Source organism: Membranihabitans marinus, assembly GCF_019802045.1.
GTDB lineage: Bacteria > Bacteroidota > Bacteroidia > Chitinophagales > Saprospiraceae > Membranihabitans > Membranihabitans marinus_A.
Window position 1 is genome coordinate 1 of record NZ_JAHVHU010000015.1, and the last position, 14,423, is coordinate 14,423.

8 protein-coding genes are annotated in these 14,423 nt (G+C 45.1%); 6 read left to right on the plus strand and 2 right to left on the minus strand.

Annotated elements, in window-relative coordinates:
* Positions 1-368 precede the first annotated feature (368 nt).
* The 5 genes from KUV50_RS15115 (at position 369) to KUV50_RS15135 (ending at position 10,310) form a co-directional block, all read left to right on the plus strand.
* Positions 369-4,031 carry a TonB-dependent receptor gene (locus KUV50_RS15115; RefSeq protein WP_222581017.1) on the plus strand — a complete coding sequence of 1,221 codons (3,663 nt, stop codon included), beginning with the start codon at positions 369-371 and terminating at the stop codon, positions 4,029-4,031.
* Positions 4,032-4,050: 19 nt separating this feature from the next.
* Entirely contained in the window at positions 4,051-5,856 is a 1,806-nt protein-coding gene (locus KUV50_RS15120) for a RagB/SusD family nutrient uptake outer membrane protein (RefSeq protein ID WP_222581018.1), read from the plus strand.
* 218 nt (positions 5,857-6,074) lie between these two features.
* On the plus strand, positions 6,075-6,596 hold the full coding sequence (locus tag KUV50_RS15125; RefSeq protein WP_222581019.1) for a hypothetical protein: 522 nt from the start codon (positions 6,075-6,077) through the stop codon (positions 6,594-6,596).
* A gap of 647 nt (positions 6,597-7,243) precedes the next feature.
* Positions 7,244-8,047, plus strand: a complete 804-nt coding sequence (locus tag KUV50_RS15130) for a hypothetical protein (protein WP_222581020.1) — start codon at positions 7,244-7,246, stop codon at positions 8,045-8,047.
* A 301-nt stretch (positions 8,048-8,348) separates the two neighbouring features.
* Positions 8,349-10,310 (plus strand): hypothetical protein, encoded by a 1,962-nt coding sequence (locus KUV50_RS15135; protein WP_222581021.1) that lies wholly within the window; start codon positions 8,349-8,351, stop codon positions 10,308-10,310.
* 258 nt (positions 10,311-10,568) lie between these two features.
* Here the strand turns inward: KUV50_RS15135 and KUV50_RS15140 are convergent, their stop codons facing one another.
* Both KUV50_RS15140 and KUV50_RS15145 read right to left on the minus strand, forming a co-directional pair.
* On the minus strand, positions 10,569-10,838 hold the full coding sequence (locus KUV50_RS15140; RefSeq protein WP_222581022.1) for a hypothetical protein: 270 nt from the start codon (positions 10,836-10,838) through the stop codon (positions 10,569-10,571).
* A gap of 127 nt (positions 10,839-10,965) precedes the next feature.
* Complete coding sequence (locus tag KUV50_RS15145; RefSeq protein ID WP_222581023.1) at positions 10,966-12,348, minus strand: vanadium-dependent haloperoxidase; 1,383 nt, start codon at positions 12,346-12,348, stop codon at positions 10,966-10,968.
* 222 nt (positions 12,349-12,570) lie between these two features.
* On the opposite strand from KUV50_RS15145, the gene KUV50_RS15150 reads away from it, so the two are divergent.
* On the plus strand, positions 12,571-14,355 hold the full coding sequence (locus KUV50_RS15150; protein WP_222581024.1) for an FAD-dependent oxidoreductase: 1,785 nt from the start codon (positions 12,571-12,573) through the stop codon (positions 14,353-14,355).
* Positions 14,356-14,423 lie beyond the last annotated feature (68 nt).

Below are 14,423 nucleotides of genomic sequence, written 5' to 3' on the forward strand. Positions count from 1 at the left end.
ATATGCATAAATTGCTATCTTCGTCTTGTTGCTAATCCCATGCTTTCTTTCCTGTTTATAAAAATCAGAATCTAACATTATATTAGCTCTTTTTCAACTTGGGGTAAACATACGAGCGTCTTGACGAGATGGATTTGGATGATGCCAACGGTGTTCTTTATTGAATTATTTAGCGACATATATAAAAGACCTGTCAGCGTTTTAAAAAATATTTGAAATGTAACCACCCATAAACAAAAAAATCACCCGGTGAACATCTCAGGATAGTTTGCAGCATGCTGAGAATGTCTACCGGATGATGGGGTCTGACCGCTAAAGCGGGCAGACGTCGTTTAAACAATTAGTGATAACCATTAAAAACACTAGAAATGTACAAAATTTTTACGGAATCAAGAAAACGGAAGTTTCTGATGCGAATCAGCTTTATCTATGTCTTCCTTTTGGTTAGCGGGATTCAAATTCTATCCGCTTCCAACAGCCGTGCCCAGGGACTGGAGGATATCATGGTCACGATAGAATTCGAGGAAAGAAACCTGGAATACCTACTAAAACGGATTGAGCTTCAGACAGATCTGACTTTTGCGTACCTGCCTGCGGAGGTGAAAAAATACCGTCGGATCACGATACGGTCTGGAAAGCAAAGTGTGAAGTCTGCTCTGGACTATGCATTGAAATCGACGAACCTGAGTTACCGGTATATCGAAAACAGCATCATTATTTTCCCGCGAAGTGAAAATAGTGGCGATGATCCAAGAAGGGATCGTTCAGCAAAGACTAATGAAGTGTATGTGCCCTCTACATTTTCGAATAGAAATAATACGGTCGTTGACCATTTGACCACGAATCGTTTTCCAGCTCTTTCCAGCAAACGGCTGGCCCGCACGATATCCGGTCAGGTGACTGATGTCAATGGAGAACCGCTGATCGGTGTGAACGTACAAGTGAAAGGGACAGGTAAAGGCACAGCTACGGATTTTGACGGCCGGTTTCTGCTCGAGGATATGGATGATCAGGCTGTGTTGGTGATTTCCTATATAGGTTATAAGACCAGAGAAGTAATCGTTGGTGGCCAAACCAATATGACGATCGTTCTGGAAGAGGATGCCCAGACGTTGGACGAGGTGGTGGTCGTCGGTTATGGAACACAGAAAAAAGTAAACCTCACCGGGGCGGTAGAATCGGTGGGTGAAGAGGTGTTTGAAAACCGATCCGTATCAAATACTACGCAAGCGTTGCAAGGAGCCATCCCGAATCTGAATATATTTCTGGAAGATGGGAAACCAACGCGATCGGCTTCTTTTAATGTTCGTGGGCAGACATCCATAGGACAAGGGGGTAGTGCGCTCGTACTTATTGATGGTGTAGAGGGGGATCCGTCGTTTTTGAACCCGAACGATATTAAAAGTGTGTCTGTGCTAAAAGATGCCGCTTCAGCTGCGATTTACGGTTCACGGGGATCATTTGGTGTCGTTCTTATTACGACCAAAAATCCGGAGAAGGGGCGAACCACTGTTTCTTATTCCGGGAATGTATCCTCCCAGTCCTTAGCAAAGAAGCCCGAGTTTGTGACTGATGGTGTCACCTGGTTAGAGCATTTCCGACTCGCGTATGTGAACACCCAGGGAACGGTTCCTACCTCGATCAATAATAATAATCAATACTACAGCGATGAGTGGTTAGAACGCATGAGAGCGTGGAAAGCTGCAGGTGGTGAACCCAAAACGGAAATTCTTCCCAATGGGAATTACGAGTACTATTCCAATACCGACTGGATGGGTATGCTGTTTAAAGATCAGACCCTGGCATACGATCACAATCTGACCGTATCGGGCGGCAATGATAAGACGGGCTTTTATTTATCCGGTCGGATGTATGATTTTGGTGGCATCTATAATTTCAACCCCGATGAATACCGATCATATAATATCAGGGGGAAAGGCTCCTTAGAGGCATTCGAATGGCTCAAAGTATCCAATAATATCGAATATTCCAATAATTTTTATCATCAACCATATTCTGGTGCCGGACGCGTGGCCAATGTGCAGCGGTATATCGAAGTCACCGGATTCCCGACCCAGCCATTATATAATCCGGATGGAACCTATACGCGGGGTGGCGCTTACACCTTAGCAGGTATGATCGATGGAAACAACTATCAGGATAATAGAAAAAATTTGTTCAAAAATTCTTTAAGCTTAAACTCCAGCTTCTTTAACAACACCTTTCGCATCAATGGAGATTTTACACTGCGTTACAATGACAGGAACTACTTCTGGAAACGGGTAAAAGTTCCCTATTACCAAAATGCGAATCGGGAAAACCCCTCTTATATCGGTGATATCAATGGAACCATTTACGAATGGCTCGGAAATACGATGTACACCGCCAGCAATATGTTTACCGAATATGAGAATACGTTTTCGAAGAAACATTATGTGAAAGCAATGGCGGGGTGGAATTATGAAACATCAGCATATAAAGCCAACAGTATCCAACGCAATCAGTTGCTGTTGGAAAATGCAGAAAGCGTACAATTGGCCACGGGTTCTTCGATCGTGCCCGGTGCTAGTGTGTCGAGATGGAAAACAGCCGGTGCTTTCTTTCGATTGAATTACGGTTATCAGGATCGGTATTTGGTTGAAGTCAATGGTCGCTACGATGGTTCTTCTCGTTTTCCGGTAAACCAGCAATGGGGATTTTTCCCGTCTATTTCTGCGGGGTGGCGGATTTCTGAAGAATCATTTTGGACGGTCAGTGATCGGATTATATCCGATATCAAACTGCGCGCGTCGTATGGATCATTGGGGAATGGAAACATATCACCCTACCAGTTTCTTGAGTTATTGAGCATTGGAAACTCAGGGCGGGTGCTCGATGGTGACCTAAATAAAAAAACGAGTGCCCCCGCACCGATCCCGTCCGGTCTGACCTGGGAAAAAGCCACCACAAGTGATATCGGAATTGATTTTGGAATGCTTCGGGGTAAATTGCGGTTTAATGGAGATTACTATATTCGGAAAACGACCGATATGTATGTCGCGGGCCCCACGTTGCCTGAAATTTTTGGAGCTTCCTCGCCCAAAGGCAACTATGCAGATATGACGACAAAAGGTTTTGAGTTGACCTTATCCTGGCGCGATGAACTGAATGTGGCGAACAAACCATTCAACTATCAAATCCGTGCGACGCTTTACGATTATGTTTCACGAATCGATAAATTCAATAATCCGACGAAGAAAATTTCTGATTTTTACGATGGAAAAATAATCGGGGAATTGTGGGGTTTTAGAACGGATGGACTGTTTCAGGAAGATCCGGAGCCGGAAGAATACATCAACACGATCTTCAAATCATCGGCAGATGCCGTGTGGCGAGCTGGTGATCTCAAAATATCCAATTTGGATGGAAGTTCAGATAACATGATTACCAAAGGTCAGCAAACGGTGGATAATCCCGGTGATTTGACCATTATCGGAAACACCGAGCCAAGGTATCAGTATAGCGTATCGCTCAGTGCGGATTGGAAAGGTATTTTTATTTCAGCATTTATTCATGGCGTCGGACGACAAGACTGGTATCCGGGTAAAGAATCTGCTTTTTGGGGGCAGTATAACCGGGGGTACAACCAAATGCCCGCCTGGCACCTCGGTAACTTTTGGACGGAAGACAACCGTGATGCGTATCTCCCCAGATATGCGCAATACAATGGAGCGGTGGCTTTTTCAGGAAATGTGCCCAATGACCGGTATTTGCAAAAAGTCTCGTATACCCGATTGAAAAATCTCCAAATCGGATATGCACTACCCGATGTCTGGATGACGAGATTGCAGGTCAGAAGCGCGCAGGTATACCTATCCGGCGAGAACGTTGCAAGTTGGTCCCCGCTGTACAAACGGGTTAAAAACTATATGGATGTCTCGTCAGCTGTAGGGAATACCGATTCAGATTTACGCAGTACCTATAATCAGGGTGCAGGAAACGGTTATCCTCTATTGAAAAGTATCTCCTTTGGTCTTTCTGTGACATTTTAATTCTTAAATAAACAGTAATATGAACAAGTATATAATATTTCTATCCGCCATTATATTTTTATTTTGTGGTTGTGAACTCGATGAACGTCCGGTAACATCGGCCGATAAGAATGCCATTTTTAGTTCAGAAGATGGACTGAAAGCCTATTCGATTTCATTTTATGATATGTTCCCAAGTGCAACCAGCCAGGCAATTGTAGAGCAATCCCTGGTAGATTATGGTGCAACCAATACACTTGGAGGGTTTATTTTGCGCAACTCATACAGCGAAAATAATTCTTCAGGTTGGAATTGGTCTGCGCTCCGAAACGTCAATTACTTTATAGCAAATTGTACCAGTCCGGCGGTTTCGGAAAGTGTCCGGAATAATTACATCGGATTGGCCAGGTACTTTCGCGCTATGTTTTATTACGATAAGGTGCGGCGATTTGGCGATGTGCCGTGGGTCGATCGACCATTGGAACCCAAAGATGAGGAGATACTATATGGTTCACGGGATTCCCGAGAGTTGGTTATGGAAAAAGTGTACGAAGACCTGATTTTTGCAGCGGAAAATATTACAAGAAGTACTGATGCAGCTCAGTCTTCCTTAGTGACCAAATGGGCAGCTTATGCACTGGCTTCCCGGGTGGCTTTGTTTGAGGGGACATTTCGAAAATACCACAACCTCAATCTGCCTACATCCAGTGAGGAGTGGCTCATAAGAGCGGCCGATGCAGCAAAGGCGGTGATGGAGCATTCCGGAAAATCTCTGCATGATAATTATCGCGAATTATTTACAAGCGATGATCCGCCATCCAGTGAAACCATTTTGGCTATTGCTTCGGATGCTTCTTTGAATGTAAAGCATGGGGCAAACTGGCGCTGGACTTCAGAAACCTTTGGTACCGGCCTGAATTTGATCCGACCCTATATTGCGACCTATTTGCAAAAAGATGGTTCTCCGTATACCACCCGGCCCGGTTGGGAGTATGAGGATTTTTATGAAGAATTTCAAGACCGGGATCTCCGGTTACACGCCACCTTGAGACACCCGGGGTATACCCGGGAGGGAAAGCGGACCCTGCCGGTATTTGGCGGCTACGCCCGACTGGGTTACCAACCCATCAAACTCAGTGTGGATGCCACTGTAGGAGACGATAAAAACGAAAGTACCCACGCCCTCCAATTGATACGCTATGGTGAAGTCTTATTGAACTATGCCGAAGCCAAAGCAGAACTGGGTACATTGACCGATGCAGATTGGGCAATGACGATCGGTGCATTGCGGGCCCGGGCAGGCATTACCGGTGGCCTTGAGATGAAACCCACGACAATCGATACCTATTTACAAGAAACTTATTACCCGGACATCAGTGATCCCGTAATTTTGGAAATCCGCCGTGAGCGTGCGACCGAACTAATCTTTGAAGGCTTTCGATTTGATGATCTAAGACGCTGGAAACGCGGAGATTTGTTTAAAATGACATGGACGGGAATGTATATTTCGGATGTGAACAAACCTTTGGACGTAGACCATGATGGTGTCGATGATGTCATTTATTACACCGATGCTTCCGGGCTCGAAAGTGCAGAAGATCAGTCGAATAATCCCAATCTGTACCGCGTACAGGTCAGTAAAGATCCGGGTGCAGAAATCATCCAGGTGCATGAAGCCGGAGATGGTCAGGGCTATTACCTGGCCTGGTACACCAATAACGAATCAAAGAAAGTGTGGGGCCCAAAACAATACTTTTTTCCGGTCCCGGTCGGTGCTTTGAATAATAACCCCAATCTGGAACAAAATCCGGGATGGGAAAATGGAGCAACCAACGATGGAAATTAAACCAACATGAAATGACCCACTGACATTATATTCCGATATCATGAACAGGTCAAAGACACATGCCATACCTTATCACATGGAATGTGTGGACTTTATAACTTGAATTTTATATATGGATCGGTATAGGATAGCTTCTCATTTGGCCAGTTCCCGATGCGGTCCATATTGCCTCTTTCCATCGGATCACCAAATAGCGTAGCAGATTACGTGATCTTGAGGTGGAACTGCATACCCTGGCAGATCAGGGCGCCCTGGAAATATTGGGTGTGATAGCGACCAGCGATGATCCGTATGTCCCACTATGTGTGGATGCGATCAATCATTACTTCGATCGCCCGGAAATTCCAATTGGTGTAGAAAAAGGCATCGAATTACGCCATCACTCGAGATATACCAAAGAAATAAGTGAAGAGTATAAGAAAAGGCTCCATACTTATGAAGAGGCAGAAGATGCTGTGGACCTGTATCGGCGTCTGCTGGCTCGTCAACCGGATGGCAGTGTGGTGATTTTGAGTATTGGTCACCTTACGAATTTGATGCGTCTTCTGGAATCGGAACCGGATGAGCATAGTTCGCTTTCCGGAAAGGAACTCATTAAGAAAAGGGTCCGAATGTGGTCCTGTATGGGGGGCGTTTTCCAAAAGGTAAAGAGGCAAATTTTTATCGACCCGATCCAGGGGCGACGCAAGTCTGTGTGGCGCAATGGCCGACAAAGGTGGTGTTCTCCGGATGGGAAGTAGGGAATCCGGTCATTACGGGTGGTAAAAAATTTAAGGAGAGACTCTCATCTTCCAGCCCGATTTGGCGGTCATATCACTTGTTCAATAATTTTAAAGGACGACAAAGTTGGGATCAAATTGCCGTTTTAGTCGCATTACCGGAGTACGATACGTATTGGCAATTTGATAATAAGGGCTATTGCAAAGTATACCCGGATGGGAGCAATGAATGGATACCGGGTGCTCCAACCAACCATTACTACATCATTCCAGAAGTTTCAAATGAAAATTTAGCGCAATTGGTGGAAAAATTGATGGTAGGGTCAGACGTCGGAAACTAGGATTAGTGCTTCGGATCCAGCCAGGTCATAGTAGAAATCAGGCAGGGTAATCACTATCAATTTATAGAGTCAGACCACTAAGTCCTGTGTCCATGACTAGATCAATACCCAAGTTTTTAATAGATTCCATGATTTACTATTGTATGTTTTTAGTTTCAGTCTGCGATTTATAAACAGACGGTTTGTGGAATCTTTTGATAAAAGTACTGTGTCGAAAACGAAGTTCCTTTTATTGTTCTATTTTCATTGTATTGAGTTTTTTTCATCTACATGGAAAAACTAGTATGTTATTCTTTTTTGAGTCACTTTTGAAATAAATACTAAATTATGACCCATAAGCTTTTGTTGAGATTAATGATGATAATAGGTCTTTGTGGGAGTACATTAATTGCTCATAGTCAGGTAACATCACCGACCAGTAGTAGTAAATACTATCAAGTGAAACCAGGAACACCAGGTTCAAATCTATACCGGGCTGAATTATTTTCCGACATTGACCAGTCATGGGACAAATGGAATCTGAGCGGGTATGCTTTTGGATTTGATCCCGGAAAGACACCGATGTACACCACCGTAAATGGGATACTCAGTACCCCGTATATGATTCAGGTCAGAGGGAATGAAAATGAAAAAAATAAAAAGCGGTGGGGGTTTCATGTTTTCGAAGGATATGCCAGCGATGACAAATCACGATTGACCATGCTGGTGAATAAGCATGTAGAAATGGAGAAATCGGTGGCAGAAATCTACTACTATGGCACCGCTTATAATCATTCAAACGAAGCATACAACTGGATTCGATTGGGATCTGATGTGAAAAATCATTCCTATATGTTTAGTCGGGATAAAGCTGTTTTTTATGGATCGCTACAACTCTCCAATGCTTTTACCCTGGGTAATATTGGTGCTGATGATGTCAGGAAGGACAAGCCGGCAGGTGATGATGAACGAAATGCCGATGAAAGTGCCCGGCATGTGAATTTTGTGGAATTGAAGGATTCTGGGGACGGCACCCTCTTTTATGATAGAGACAACCACCTCGTTGCTATAAAAATACAGGGAAAGTGGATGAAGTTAAAAGTGGAGGAATTGCCCGAGGGCGTTGAATACGAATTTGATGCGAATGAATAAAAGCTGATCAGGACGACTCAGAGTATAATGTACCCATCCTAGTTATCACGACGTTACATATAACATTCAGGCAGAGCCCATAGCCCATTGACCGTGGATGAATTTTAAGGAATTTACGTTGAAAGCCGGAGAAACCTTTGAATATGAATTTCCCCCATCTTTTCAGTCTCGCTGGGTTCGTTTTGTGACGAACCGAGATTGTGAAGCTACGGCGTAGCTGGAGTATAAGTAAAATTCACATATCTTACCCGTATTATTTACATTCAATGATCCGCATTGAGCGGTATGTATATCCTAGACCATGAAAGATTTCTTGTTTTTGTTATTCGGGTTGTTTTACACCTTTTTAGCCATCGGTCAAGCCGATCCATGTGCTGAAGTCAAGATAGTTCAGGGAGAACCCACGTTATTCGTGGATGGAAGCAAAGTACCTCCTTTTGCCTATATGTCCTATCTGGGGAAGCCCAAATATTATCAGGAAATGTCTGATGCTCGGGTGCGGCTATTCAATGTGCCTGCTTATCTGGGCGATCAGGGGATCAATTCCACGTCAGGGATCGGTGTTTTTCGACCGTCGATGTGGATTGGACCCGGTCAATATGATCTCAGTCCTTTGTACAAGGATATGGATGAAATTATTTCTTCTGCTGCAGATCCGTTGATTGTTATTCGTATTCACCTGGATCCACCCATATGGTGGGAGAGGAGGAATAAAGATGAACTTTGTTTGTTACCCGATCTAAGTATCCATCGGGTGAGTTTGTTTTCCGAAAAATGGCGAATGGAAGCCGGAGCTGCTTTGAAAGCTATCGTAGAGGAATTAAAAAGCGATCAACGGTACTCCAAGTATCTGTTGGGAATACACGTAGCGGGAGGGATGACGGAAGAATGGTTCTATCATTATAAAGATTATTTTTATGACGACAGCATGGCTCGTAAAACTGCATACCGAAAGTGGTTGCGAAAGCAGTATGGTGATTCTGTCGAAAAACTCAGAACGGCCTGGAATCAGCCCAGTGTCACCTTTGATAACGCTATGTTGGAAGATATTAGTGGAAAGCATCGAACCGAAGGATGGCGGGATCCTGTGGAAGACCAACCTTTTTTTGATGCATTCGATTTTCAGGCGGAAAACATGGTGAACAACATTATATATTTTTGCAAAATCGTCAAGGAAGCGAGTGACGGCTGTTTGTTGACGGGCGCGTTTTACGGCTATCATTATTTTGTAACAAGTCCACAGCGGGGACATGGTGCGCTTTCAAAATTATTGGAATGCCCCGATTTGGATTACTTGTCCAGTCCCAATGATTACAAGCGGGTTTCGGGGGAAGATTGGCCACCCATGGCTGCCATAGGATCCATTCAACTGCATGGTAAGCTTTGGCTGGCAGAAAATGACACAAGAACCTACCTTACCACACTACTCAAAGAAAAGGCACCCGAAGTAGATCCGGGTGGCGATTGGTACACGCAGGGCGTATGGTTGGGGCCGGAAAGCCCGGAGCTATCTCATTCCCTGGTGCTCAAGAACCTGGGTCGGATGTTGGCTGGTGGCTATGGTGGGTGGTGGTTTGATATGTGGGGTGGTTGGTTCAGTGATTCCACCATGTTGTCGATGATTGCAGATGGGGTGGAAGCTGTTTTTAAGGAGGACACCAAAGTTCATCTGAAACCGGAAGTGGCGGTGGTCGTCGACGAACGCTTGTCATTTTGGGATAAAAGCTTCGGGCAGCAAACGGCTCATATGCTACAAAACAGGTATGCACTGGGGAAAAGCGGAACGCCGTATAAATTGTTTCTTCGCACTGATCTGGAGCGGTTGTCGGAGAATGAATATAAAGCAATATGGCTGTTGGGCATACCTGATCTGAACCCGGATGAGCAAAAGATTGTGAAATTATGGTGGTCCAATAAGAAAGCGGTTTTTTATACCAATCTTCATTCTACGGTTCAATTTAGTAATGATGCGAGAGAGATTAATTACGATCAGACTGTGTTTAGTCCGGAAGAAATTGCTGAATTTTGGCAATCAGCCGGGGTCCATAGGTATTCCGCGCCGGGTACCGTGATCTATGCGGGCAAACGTTGGCTGACCATTCACTCGGGCACAGGCGGTGAACAAGTCATCCGTTGGCCCGGTGATTATGAAGTCAGAAATCGGTTCACCAATCAATTGATAACCTCCAAAAATAGAATGTCCCAGGTAGACATGAAACCCGGAGAAACGTGCTTGTTTGAATTGGCACCGATCGTCGATTGATTTTTACCTCATTTGGATCTAAGGTCTGGATGGATAGGACGTGAAGAAGTTCTGTATATAAGTCGCAGACACCTAATCGAAAAGCAAGAGATTCAGTGTCATAATTGTCACGTTTTTCAGTTCCCTTTTTTCCGTATGTTGGAATGAAGAAATGTCAAGAAGATCTCTACCCCCCCCCGGGCTGTTTTGACCGTAATTATTCATCAATTACCGTACAGTAAAAGCTGGTAGGCGGTTAGGCTAGGGGTCGCATTTTGTTCACAGCGTATTACAGTCTATCTTCTTAAGATTGTCATTGAACGTTCGCTTTTCCTCCAGGGACATCTCTTTGGTTAATTTGCTAAGTTCTACCCGGATCGAATCAGCCAGATCCCTGCTTTCTACGGCTAATCGGGCTTTTCGTTCTTCCATGTATCCTAATTTCGTTTCCCACTCCTGGATTTTATGAGACGCCGTATTGTCCGATTCAAGAAGGGAATCCTGAATGTGGCGCATGGAATCCGCCAGCGCAAACCGTGCATTTCGCATGTCAGTCGCCTTACAAGTGAGTATTGATATTTTCTGCAGTTCGTTATTTTTGGTACCCTGGGCACAGGCGGCAACCATTATGAGAAAACCTAAGACAGAAACAAATGGATTGAACTTCATAAACTCCTTACTGAATATTTTCAGGCCAATTTAAATCATTAACCACGGCATCGCCAACCGCATACCCCAGATCCAGACCTTTTGTATTGTCCATTTCAAAATGAATGCCCCCGTAATATCTGGATAGCGCACATTCTTCGGCCATCTCATAAAAATTGTCGAAGGTACGTGCTTCAAAACCGTATTGGACTTGGCTCAGGTCTGTAAAGCTGTAATCGCCACTTTCATCCGTAAACAGGTGAATGAACACTTTGGTCGCGGCTCCGATCTCGGCAGAATGGCCCGACGTGTAGGCCGGGAAAGGCGGGGTGCCAATAACGGTTTCGAAATTGGGATCGATATTCTTCTGTATATAGCTTACCGGCCGGATCAAAACATAATCGTATTTGGACTTCCAGCAACTGATGAAGGCGTCGTTTTCGGCTACTGCCATCATGGCGAGCCCTACGGCGGTTTTTTCAAGTGTGGCGTTGGATTCCTGCAACAATTGAGTTCCAATATTAAAAGTGTGTCCAGCTGGGGTGCAAGTCTCAAACGGATCATCTGCCCAGTACTTGGCTATGGTGAGGTGTTCTGCAGTGTTGCGATGAGTTACTTGCTCATACACGTCGATGGCTTGTGCGTAAAACGCTGAGTTCTCGTCTATGGAATAGTCGATGTGGTCACCGGGTTGACTCGTTTCCACGATGTCAGGTATAAAGCTTCTGTTTTGATGCCAAAACGGGCTCAATGGGATTCGCTGTGCGCCGGTGGGAATCCAGCAATGTTCATCAGCCGGCATATGAAATTTATCTTTACTAAATGGATCCAGGTAAGCTTCGTGGCCGCCATCCGTGGTGCTGATTTGATACAGTGCTTCTGCCACTGCCAAACCATAATTTTCAGAACGCTCAACAATCTCATTGGACACCCCTTCTCTGAGTAATGCTTTGTTTTGCATTTCCATTCGGTCAATTCGTTCGCGGTTGTCTTTGGTGATGTTGATTTCAAACATGCGCCGCATTGTATGAGCGGCGGCGGCATTGCAGGCCAGTGCCCAGTTGTACTCCTCGCCTTTTCGAGGGGTCGGAAGGCTCCCCGGCTCGATTCCGTTGATTTGCCCGGCCAGACTTTTTCCGCCGTCAATTCCATGAATGACAGCTTCATATGCAGCAACACCTAGATAACCATACGCTCGTGCAGCCTGAGTAGGCAGAAAACCATCTGTGGTTTGAGTGATCCGGCAATTTAGAAAAAAATAATCCTGTAAGAAATTCCCATCATAAGTTCGTGCAAGGGGGCTTTCTTGTTGGGGTGAGACAATGAGCGGGTCATCCTGGCAGGAATGGAGAGTAAACACTAAAGTTAATAGCACCAAAAAAGAGGTGAAGATAGATAGTAAATGTTTCATTGGGTTTATATTTGGAAGCACTACAATATATTCACCCCTAAAGATAAGATATTCATTCTAATTGGAAGAAAGATTAACAGTCTAAAAAAAATGGATTTAAATAAGGAAACCGTTTAGATGCCGGATAGAGCCATATTCATGCCAGTAATTCGATGGTTTTTGTTTTCTTTCCGATTGAATAAAAAATAGTATTTTTAAACCTTTGGTATTAATTGAAATAAAATGATGAAGCCATTCCTTATTGTTTTTAGCATGCTAATCATCGAGTTCGTATCTGCTCAGTCCTTCCTGATCGAAGCCGAAAGCTTTGATGAAAAAGGTGGTTGGTTGGTCGACCCTCAGTTTGTGGAACAAATGGGCTCGCCATATCTGCTCGCTCATGGTTTGGGAACCCCGGTGGAGAATGCGACGATGGAAGTGAATTTTCCTCAGCGAGGCACGTATCACGTCTGGGTGCGAACGAAAAATTGGGTGCCGGGAAACTGGGAAGCCCCCGGTCGGTTCCAGTTGAAAGTGGGGAACCAGATACTGGATAAGGAATTTGGTGTGACTCCTGGCTGGTCCTGGGAATACGGCGGTGATGTGGATATTCGTAATCCCAAGGCTTCTGTCGAATTGATCGATTTGACTGGTTTTGAAGGACGTTGCGATGCCATTTATTTTAGTACGGAGAACGCGGCGCCACCTGCTGGTGGTAAAGAATTGGCAAAATGGCGGGCAGAAGTGACAAACCAAAAGAATGCCCCGGAGCAGTCAAAATCATACGATTATGTCGTGGTCGGAGGTGGTATTGCTGGGTGTGCCAATGCGATCGCTGCGGCTGAGCAGGGACTGAAGGTCGCTTTGATCCATGACCGACCCGTGTTGGGTGGAAATGCAAGCAGTGAAATCCGGGTGCACACCCTGGGGATATATGGTTACTTTGAGCGCATCCTCAAAATGCTGGACACGAAGCATTATCCCAATGGATCCCCGGAAGCATACGCGGAAGATCAAAAACGCCATAAAAATATGGAAAAGTACGATAACATTGATTTGTACCTGAACTGGCGGGCGTATGATGCAAATACGGATGGAAATACCATTACCTCGGTCGATGCCCGGCATACTTCGTCCGGCGAACGGATCCGCTTTGAAGCACCGTTGTTTGCGGATTGTACCGGTGATGGCTGGATTGGTTTTTGGGCCGGAGCCGAGTTTATGTATGGCCGGGAAAGTGTAGATGAATTCGATGAAGGATGGGATGAGTTTGGCGAATTGTGGAGTCCGGAAGAACCGGATGGTGCCGTGATGGGCTCTTCGGTGTTGTGGAGAGTGTATCGGGATGATAAGAAGAACATATTTCCGGAAGTTCCCTGGGCCATGGATGTGGTTGGTGATCATGCGGCCAAACATGGGGAGTGGTACTGGGAATATTCCAATGCGGATGTTCATCAGATTCATGATGCCGAGCAAATCCGGGACCACATGTTCCGGGCAATTTATGGCTCATTTGCCAACGAAAAGAAAAAGCCGGGGACCGAAAATCTGCAGTTTGAATGGATCTCCTATCTGGTCGGAAAACGGGAGTCCAGGCGCTTGGTGGGCGATTATATTTTCACCTTCAATGATGCCAAAAACAGCCGGGAATTTGAAGATGGGGTGGTTCAGGAGACCCGGGAGGTCGATGTGCATTTTCAGAAGAATTTAAAAGACCCTGAAAAACCAGATTTTCTGTCTACAGCCATGTTTTACAAAACCGGGAAGTACTACATTCCCTATCGCAGTTTGTATTCCAAAAATATTGACAACCTGTTTATGGCGGGCCGGAATTTTAGTTGCTCCCACATTGGCCTCGGTGGTCCTCGCGTGATGCGGACGACCGGACAGATGGGGGCCTCAGTCGGACTAGCCGCGTCTGTTTGTAATAAATACGATATCAATCCCAGGCAGGTTTATGAGCAGCATCTGGATGAATATATGGATTTGGTCCGGAGTAGTACGAAAATGAGCCAAGAGGTGGAGTAGCAAAGCAAGCAACAAGGGGTTGCAACCCCTTGTTACTACGAATCGGTTACGCAAGATTCCAGCTTTTA